Source organism: Streptomyces mayteni (genome assembly GCF_054783955.1).
This window is the reverse complement of record NZ_BAAGPR010000319.1, coordinates 1-503: the sequence shown is the minus strand read 5'-3', so window position 1 is coordinate 503 and position 503 is coordinate 1. Positions and strand designations below refer to the sequence as shown.

1 protein-coding gene is annotated in these 503 nt (G+C 35.6%); it reads left to right on the top strand.

Going from position 1 to position 503, the window contains the following annotated elements; translation table 11 throughout:
- Positions 1–31: 31 nt before the first annotated feature.
- Positions 32–503: F0F1 ATP synthase subunit A (locus tag ACYVPE_RS40070; RefSeq protein ID WP_461038763.1), on the top strand; the 472-nt coding region annotated here is incomplete at its 3' end.

Sequence of the window (503 nt, the reverse complement as noted above, 5' to 3'; positions counted from 1 at the left end):
AAAGAACAACTACTTTATATATTCAGTCATCATGACACACTTTATTACATCTCCACTAGAACAATTCGAAGTGGTACCTTTCCTTAGTGTTTCAGCACCTATTATTGGTGACTTTAACCTTTCACTAACAAATCTAGGTCTATACGCTATTATTACTGTATTCCTAGTACTAGGTCTACATATTATGGGTAACAATTCATATTCTCTTGTACCTAGCGCATGGAGTATTTCACTAGAAAGTGCTTACGCATCAATCCACGGTATGGTACGAGACCAAATTGGTTCAGCAAACGAAATTTACATGCCATTTATTTACAGCCTGTTCTTCTTCATTCTAATTGCTAACCTAAACGGTAATGTACCTTATGCATTTACAATTACAACATCAGTTATGGTTGCTATTGGTCTATCTGTATTCATCTTCATTGGTGTAACTATTCTTGGACTATATACACACGGTCTGCATTTCTTTGCTTTCTTTATTCCATCAGGTACACCTCTAG